Genomic DNA, 7,210 nt, shown 5'->3' on the forward strand with positions numbered 1-7,210 from the left:
ACCCACGGCACCCCCACCACCTGGCACACCACCCCCACCACCACACCCCCCAACCTCCCCACCTACCCCTTCCAACACCACCGCTACTGGCTGGAGGGCCCTGCCGCGCACAGTGACGCCGGGAGCCTCGGTCTGGACTCCACCGACCACCCCTTCCTGTCGGCCGTCACCACGCTGGCCGACGGAGACGCCCTCCTCCTCACCGGCCGGATCTCCGCGCACACCCACCCCTGGCTGGCCGATCACGCCGTTGACGGCACCGCGCTGCTCCCCGCGACGGCGCTCCTGGAGCTCGCCCTGCGCGCCGGGCAGCGCGTGGACAGTCACCGCGTCGACGAACTGACGCTGGAGGCACCGCTGTTCGTGCCGGAGCGCGGGAGTGTCCGCGTACAGGTGGCGGTGCAGGCGCCGGACTCCGACGGGCTGCGGCGGGTGTCGGTGCACTCGCGCCCCGACACGTCCGCCGAGCGGTCCGGGCAGGAGCCGGAGCCGTGGACGCGGCACGCCACCGGTGTGCTGGGCTCCCCCTCCGACGGCGCCCCCGCGCCCGCCGCCGACGCGGTCTGGCCGCCGGAGGGCGCCGAGGCCCTCGACGTGGACCACCTCTACGACGATCTGGCGGATCTCGGCTACGAGTACGGGCCGGCCTTCCGGAACCTCTCGGCCGCCTGGCGTTCGGGGGACACCGTGCACGCCGAGGTGGAGCTGGCGACGGAGTTCCACGGCGACGCGGAACGCTTCACCCTGCATCCCGCACTCCTCGACTCGGCCCTGCACGGCATGGGCCTGGGCGACTTCCTCGGCAGTGGCATCCGCCTGCCGTTCTCCTGGACCGGCGTCGAGCTGCGGGCCACGGCCGCCACGGCGCTGCGGGTGTCCATCGCCCCCGGTCCCGACGGCGCCGAGGACACCGTGACGGTGTCGGTCGCCGATCCGGCGGGCGCGCCCGTGCTGACCGTCGGGGCGCTGACGTTGCGCCCGGTCGACCCGGGTCGCCTGGGTGCCGTACGCAGGCCCTCGGGCGGGCTCCCCCTGTACGAGACGGTGTGGACCGAGCAGGAACGGCCGGATGCGGCACCCGCGGAGAGCGGTGCTCCGGAGCACGAGCTGCTCGACGCGACCGACGTCCCCGAGGGCTCGGCGCCCGAGGCGGTCCGCGCGGCCGTGTTCCGGGTGCTCGGGTGGCTGCGGGACTGGGCCGCGCGGGACACGGGCGAGGGCCGCCTGGTGGTGCTGACCCGGGGGGCCGTCGCCGCGGCTCCGGGTGACGCGCCGTCCCTGGCGGCGGCGCCCCTGTGGGGCCTCGTACGATCGGCCGCCACGGAGAACCCGGGCCGGGTCACCCTGGTCGACCTCGACGATCCGGCGGAGGGCTCGGCATCCCGCCGGGCGCTGGACGCCGCCCTCGCGACGGGTGAGCCGCAGTTCGCCCTGCGGGAGGGCCGTGTCCTGGTGCCCCGGCTGTCCCCGGTTTCCGGTGCTCCGCTGGCGCTGCCGCCGGCGGAGGGTGGTGCGTGGCGGCTGGAGACCCCGGGCGGCACTCCGGACGATCTGCGCGCCGCTCCCCATCCGGCGGCCGAGGCGGCACTGTCCGAGGGGCAGGTACGGATCGCCGTACGGGCGGCCGGGCTGAACTTCCGCGACGTGCTGACCGTCCTCGGCATGGTCCCGGGGGGCTCCCCGCTGGGCACGGAGGCGGCCGGAACGGTCCTGGAGACCGGGCCGGGCGTCGGCGACCTCGCGGTGGGCGACCGGGTGTTCGGCCTGGTGCCGGGTTCGGTGGGGCCGGTGGCGGTGGCCGACCGGCGTCTGCTGGCCCGTATCCCCGGGGGTTGGTCGTTCGCGCAGGCCGCCTCGGTGCCCGCCGTGTTCACCACGGCGTACTACGGGCTGGTCGAGCTGGCCGGCGTGCGTCCCGGCGAGCGGGTGCTCATCCACTCGGGGGCGGGCGGCGTCGGTCTGGCGTCGCTCCAGCTGGCCCGGCACCTGGGTGCCGAGGTGTTCACCACGGCGAGCCCGGCGAAGTGGGGCGCGCTGCGGGCGCTCGGGGTCGACGGGGCGCACCTCGCCTCCTCCCGGACGACCGACTTCGAGGGTGCCGTCCGGGCGGCGACGGACGGGGCGGGGGTGGACGTCGTCCTCAACTCGCTGACCGGCGGGTTCATCGACGCGTCGCTGCGCCTGCTCGGTCCCGGCGGCCGGTTCGTGGAGATGGGCATCGCCGATCTGCGCGACGCCGGGCGGATCGCGGCGGATCACGACGGTGTCCGCTACCAGCCGTTCGAGCTGCTGGACATGGATCCGGACACCGTGGGCGGCGTACTGCGGTCCGTCCTCGCCCTGTTCGAGCGGGGGGTGTTGCGGCCGCTGCCCGTCGAGACCTGGGACATCGGGCGGGCCCCGGACGCCTTCCGGTACTTCGCCCAGGCGAAGCAGGTGGGCAAGGTCGTGCTCACCGTCCCGCCGACCGGGGCTCCGGGAGCCGGGCGGCCCGGGACGGTGCTGATCACCGGCGGGACCGGCACCCTGGGATCCGCGCTGGCCCGTCACCTGGTGACGGAGCACGGCGTGAGCCGGCTGCTGTTGACCGGCCGCCGGGGCCCCGATGCCCCCGGCGCCCGGGAGCTGGCGCGGGAGCTGGAGGAACTGGGCGCCCGGGTGCGGATCGCGGCCTGCGACACCGCCGATCGGGACGCGCTCGCCGCGCTCCTGTCCTCGGTGGATCCGGCGCATCCCCTCACGGACGTGGTCCACGCGGCGGGTGTGCTGGACGACGGCGTGCTCGCCTCGCTGACCCCGGAGAAGACGGAGGCGGTGCTGCGGCCCAAGGCGGACGCGGCCTGGCACCTGCACGAGCTGACCCGGGAGCTGGACCTGTCCTCGTTCGTCCTGTTCTCCTCCGCCTCCGGCCTGCTCGGCGGCGCGGGGCAGGCCAACTACGCGGCGGCCAACGTGTTCCTGGACGCGCTCGCCGCGCACCGCCGCGCGCTCGGTCTGCCCGCCGTCTCGCTGGCCTGGGGCCTGTGGGAGGACGCCAGCGGCATGACCGGCCACCTGGACGGGGCGGACCTGGCCCGGATCGGCCGGGGCGGCCTCGTACCGATGTCCCTGTCCGAGGGCCTCGCGCTGTACGACGCCGCGCTGGAGGTCGGCCGCCCGCTGCTGGTGCCGGCGCCGCTGGACCTGGCGGGGCTGCGGGCCCGGGCGGCCGCCGGGGAGATCCCGGCGGTGCTGCGGGGGCTCGTGCGCGGCCAGACCGTGCGGCGGGCCGGCCAGGGCGTGCGGGCGTCGGCCCAGAGTCTGGGCGAACGACTGTCCGCGCTGCCCGGCCCGGAGCGCGAGCGCGCGGTGCTGACACTCGTACGGGAGCAGGTGGCGGCCGTGCTGGGGCACGGCGCGGCCGACGGCATCGCGGCGGACCGGGCGTTCAAGGAGATCGGCTTCGACTCCCTCACGGCGGTGGAGCTGCGCAACCGGATCGTGGCGGCGACCGGGCTGCGGCTGCCGACCACTCTGGTCTTCGACCACCCCACGCCCGAGGCGCTGTCCGGGCACCTGCTCGGACTGCTCGCGCCCACGGACGCGGCCGCAGACCTGGACCGGCTGCTGGCCTCGGTGACGGTCGACAGCCCCGGCTTCTCGACGCTGCGGGACCGGCTGCGGGCCGCCCTGTGGCGGTGGGAGGAAGAGGCGGGACCGGCCGGCGCGGAGGCCGCGGACGAGGACGGCGACCTGACCGACGCCACGGACGAGGAACTGTTCCGGGCTCTCGACGGGGAACTCGATGCGTCCTGACCCCGGCGGCCGGAGCGGCCGCACCCTCACCCACCGCCCGTATCCCAGGAAGAGAGTGCGACAGGCATGAGCAACGAGGAAAGGCTCCGCGACTACCTGAAGCGGGCCACCGCGGACCTGAAGGCGGCCAAGCGCCGGGTGAAGGAGCTGGAGGACAAGGAGCACGAGCCGATCGCCGTCGTCGCGATGGGCTGCCGTTTCCCTGGCGGCGTCGACTCCCCCGAGGCCCTGTGGCGGCTCGTGGCCGACGAGCGGGACGTGATCTCCGGGCTGCCCGTCGACCGGGGCTGGGACGTGGACGGGCTGTACGACCCCGATCCCGACCGGCCCGGGACCACGTACGCCCGCGAGGGCGGCTTCCTGCACGGGGCGGGCGCCTTCGACGCGCCGTTCTTCGGGATGGGCCCGCGTGAGGCGACGGCCACCGATCCGCAGCAGCGGCTGCTGCTGGAGGTGTCGTGGGAGACCTTCGAACGCGCCGGAATCGCCCCGGACTCGCTGCGGGGCAGCCGGACCGGGGTGTTCGCGGGCGTCGTCTCGCAGGCTTACGTCCCGCCTCCGGCCGAGGTGCCCGAGGGGTACGAGGGACACCTGATGACCGGCAACGCGACCAGCGTGGCGTCGGGGCGGATCGCCTACCACCTGGGTCTGGAGGGGCCGGCCGTCACCCTCGACACGGCCTGCTCGTCCTCGCTGGTCGCGATGCACCTCGCGGCGCGGTCGCTGCGCGCCGGGGAATGCGATCTGGCGCTGGCGGGCGGGGTGACCGTGATGGCGACCCCGCTGCTGCTGGTGGAGTTCAGCCGGCAGCGCGGCCTGTCGCCCGACGCCCGGTGCAAGGCCTTCGCGGCCGCGGCCGACGGGACGGGCTTCTCGGAGGGCATCGGCCTGGTGCTGCTGGAGCGGCTCTCCGACGCACGGCGCCACGGCCGCCGGATCCTCGCCGTGCTGCGCGGCTCGGCCGTCAACCAGGACGGGGCGAGCAACGGGCTCACGGCACCGAACGGGCCCACGCAGGAACGGGTCATCGCGCAGGCCCTGGAGTCGGCGCGACTGGCCCCGCAGCAGGTGGACGCGGTGGAGGCGCACGGTACGGGGACCCGGCTCGGCGACCCGATCGAGGCCCAGGCCCTGCTGGCGGCCTACGGGCAGGGCCGGCCGGCCGGCGAGCCGCTGCTGCTGGGGTCGCTGAAGTCGAACATCGGGCACACCCAGGCGGCCGCGGGGGTGGCCGGCGTGATCAAGATGGTCGAGGCCATCCGGCACGGGGTGCTGCCCCGGACCCTGCACGTGGACGAGCCCACGCCGCACGTCGACTGGTCGGCGGGGGCGGTGGAGCTGCTCACCAGGACCGTGCCGTGGCCGGACCGGGGCCGGGCGCGCCGGGCGGGGGTGTCCTCGTTCGGGATCAGCGGGACCAACGCGCACGTCATCCTGGAGCAGGCGCCGGTCGAGGCGGGGGCGCCCGCCCCCGAGCCGGATGCCGGCGGACGGGACGCCCCGACTCCCGTGCCCGCGCCCTGGCCCTTGTCGGCCCGTACGGAGGAGGCCCTGCGGGAGCAGGCCGCACGGCTGCTGTCCCGGCTGTCCCGGCCGGAGGGCTCCGGCACGGACCCGGGCACGGGCACGGGCACGGGCACGGACACGGACATGGACACCGGCCCCGGCACCGGCCCCGGCACCGGCGCGCAGGACGCGGCGGTCCCCACGAACGCGGCCGTCGGCCGGGCCCTTGCCCTCGGCCGGAGTCACCTGCGCCACCGTGCCGTGGTGCTGCCCGGCGACCGGGGCCCGGCGCTGGCCGCCCTGGCGGAGCTGGCCGCCGGACGGCCCTCGCCCCGGGTGGTGCGCGGCCTCGGCGGAGAACGTCCGCGGACCGCCTTCCTCTTCACCGGCCAGGGCAGCCACCGGGCCGGTACGGGGCGCGCCCTGTACGAGGCCCGGCCGGACTTCCGGGCGGAGCTGGAGGAGGTGTGCGCGGCCTTGGACACCCCGCTGGGGCGGCCCCTGCTTCCGGTGCTGCTGGCGGGGCCGGACACGCCCGAGGCGGCGCTGCTGGACCGTACGGAGTTGGCACAGCCGGCCCTGTTCGCCCTGGAGACGGCCCTGTTCCGGCTGCTGGGCAGGCTGCTGCCCGCCCCGGACTGGGTCGCCGGGCACTCGCTCGGCGGGATCACGGCCGTGGCGGCGGCCGGAGCGCTGTCCCTCGAGGACGCGGGCACCCTGGTGGTGGCCCGCGCCCGGCTGATGCAGGGACAGCCGACGGGCGGGGCGATGCTCGCCTGCGAGGTGTCCGAGGAGGAGATACGGGAACTGCTGGGCGCCTACGAGGGCCGGGTGGGGCCGGCGGCCCTCAACGGGCCTTCCTCCACCGTGGTTTCGGGTGACGCCGACGCCGTGGCGGAGATCGCCGCGGCCCTCGGGGTCCGACGGCGCAGGACGAGCCTGCTCCGGGTCGGCCACGCCTTCCACTCCCACCACATGGACGGGGCGCTGGAGCCGCTGCGGGACGTCGTGGCGGGCCTCCGGTTCCGGGAGCCCGCGCTGCGGATCGTCTCCGATCTGACCGGGCGGCCCGTGGGGTTGGAGGAACTCCGCGAACCGCGTTACTGGGCCGACCAGTTGCGCTCGCCGGTGCGGTTCGCAGCGGCGGTCACGGCACTGTCCGAGGCCGGGGTCACCGCCTTCGTGGAGGTGGGCCCGGACGCGGTGCTGACGCCGATGGTCGAGGCGGCCGCCCCGGCCGGCACCCGCCCCCTGGCGGTGCCGGTGCTCGTACGGGAGCGGGCGGAGGAGGATTCGCTCGCGGTGGCGCTGTCCCGGCTGCACGCGGCGGGAGCGACGGTGGACTGGGCCCGGTGGTACGGCGGGTCCCCTTCGGCCGGCGCCGACCTGCCCACGTACCCGTTCGAACGGCGGCACTACTGGTGGCCGGCCCGCGAGGCGGCGCCCCCGCAGGCACCCGTCCGGACGCCCGCACGGACGCCCGGACCGGAGCAGGCCCCGCAGGCTTCGCCGTCCTCGCCCGAGGCGGGGGTCATCTCCTACCTGAACCTGGTCCGCGTCCACGCCGCGGACGTACTGGGCCACGCCTCACCGGAGTCGATCGAGGAGGAGGACAACTTCCTGGACATCGGCTTCTCGTCCTTCACCGCGTTGGAGGTGCGCAACCGGCTGTGCGAGGCGACGGGCATGCTGCTGCCGCCCGTACTGCTCTACGACTACCCGACCCCGGCGGCGGTGGCCCGCTTCCTGGAGGAGCAGGAACAGGAGCAGGCCGCCTGACACACGCGGACGGGGGGGGGGGGGGGGGGGCCCCCCGCCCCCCCCCCGGGGGGGCCCCCGGGGGGGGGGGGGGGGGGGGGGGGGGGGGGGGCCGGGGGGGGGGGGGGGCGGGGGGGGGGGGGCCCGGGCT

1 protein-coding gene and 1 pseudogene are annotated in these 7,210 nt (G+C 76.3%); both read left to right on the forward strand.

Annotated features, from left to right (window positions below):
• Positions 1-3,795 (forward strand): SDR family NAD(P)-dependent oxidoreductase (locus ACIQ5Y_RS38735; RefSeq protein WP_403891879.1); only part of this gene is annotated, 3,795 nt, incomplete at its 5' end.
• Between the two features lie 66 nt (positions 3,796-3,861).
• Positions 3,862-7,080: pseudogene (locus tag ACIQ5Y_RS38740) on the forward strand (type I polyketide synthase); the annotation flags it as partial.
• Between the last annotated feature and the right edge of the window lie 130 nt (positions 7,081-7,210).

This window comes from Streptomyces sp. NPDC096339 (genome assembly GCF_044762985.1).
In the GTDB taxonomy this organism is placed as follows: domain Bacteria; phylum Actinomycetota; class Actinomycetes; order Streptomycetales; family Streptomycetaceae; genus Streptomyces.